Origin of the sequence: Paraclostridium sp., assembly GCF_051657365.1 — a bacterium.
In the GTDB taxonomy this organism is placed as follows: Bacteria; Bacillota; Clostridia; order Peptostreptococcales; family Peptostreptococcaceae; genus Paraclostridium.
This window is the reverse complement of record NZ_JBOFKN010000197.1, coordinates 1-1,275: the sequence shown is the minus strand read 5'-3', so window position 1 is coordinate 1,275 and position 1,275 is coordinate 1. Positions and strand designations below refer to the sequence as shown.

At 27.2% G+C, this 1,275-nt stretch carries 1 protein-coding gene; it reads left to right on the top strand.

Annotation, left to right across the window (positions count from 1 at the left end; all coding sequences use genetic code 11):
• Positions 1-251: 251 nt before the first annotated feature.
• On the top strand, positions 252-893 hold the full coding sequence (locus ACRCYC_RS15340) for a hypothetical protein (protein WP_438619987.1): 642 nt from the start codon (positions 252-254) through the stop codon (positions 891-893).
• Positions 894-1,275: the final 382 nt, after the last annotated feature.

Genomic DNA, 1,275 nt, shown 5'->3' with positions numbered 1-1,275 from the left:
CTAATGACCAAAGGTTAGAGGTATAGCTAATTTGCAAACTATATTTAATAAAAGTCAAAAGAGGATAAGGATGTAATTAACATTACTCCTTGGAAAAGCACTGAATTTGAAGGCTTAGGCTATCAAATCAGTGCTTTTTGTATTCTACATTTAAACATGGGAAATATACAATAATAAAAGCTGAATCGAAACTCTTAGATGATATAATATAAGAAAGGTAAGGAAGTAAAATTTTAAAGGGGATGAATATTGTGGCAAGCAACACATCTATAGGAAGAGGTAAAAAGGGAAGTAAGTTTTGGATGCAAACAGTAGTTAATTTATATGATGGAATAGTTCTTACAAAAGCTATTCAAAGTAAAGATAGTAATATAGGTAATATTAAATGGTTATCACCATTACTTAAGGATAATTACAAAGAATTGAAAACATATGAAATTCCAGGGATCTCTAAAGAACAATTGGATTTTTGGCCCGATAAAGGACCATCATGGGATGGAGTAGGAATAGATGAAAATGGTACGATTATTTTAGTTGAAGCTAAGGCAAATATTAAGGAAACTTGTACGAAGTGTAGTGCAAGTAGTCCTAAAAGTATTAATCAAATTAAAACTTCTATGAAATCAGTGCATAATAAAATTTCATCATCACCTTACAATGAAGATGCTTGGTTTAATAAATATTATCAAATGGGAAATAGAATTACTTTTTTAGTTAAATTAAAGGAAAAGGGATTTAATGTTAAATTATTACTTTTAAATATTGTAGATGATCCAACTTATATAGAAACTTCAGAAGAACAATGGAATAAACACTATGAGGATGTTTTTACAGAGTTGTTAGGATGTATGGATAATCCAAAGGATGTTATAATAGTTAATTTAAAAAGTTAATTTTTGAAAAAATCAATTAGAGTAAATCAACATTATTTTAATTATGTCAAATGTATTTGTATCGAATACATTTGGATTGGTGTTTAAAGTATCAAAGTAATATAAACTTCAATTTAGTAAATAGATTTAAAAAATTAAAAACTTATATAAAAAAATTTAAATCACATGTATAATCTTTTTAAGAATGGTTAATATATAATCAGATGGTTAATTAAGTTTAACAATCAGCCAACACTGACTACACAAAAGCTAGATAATATCTTACCTTTTGGTAGTATCTTTGGAAGTGATGGTGGCTAGATATTTGAAAAAATATCACATTAAATATAATGAATCTACTAGATTCCTCGCTCTACTAGAGTGCAAATAGCCCTAGTCTAAT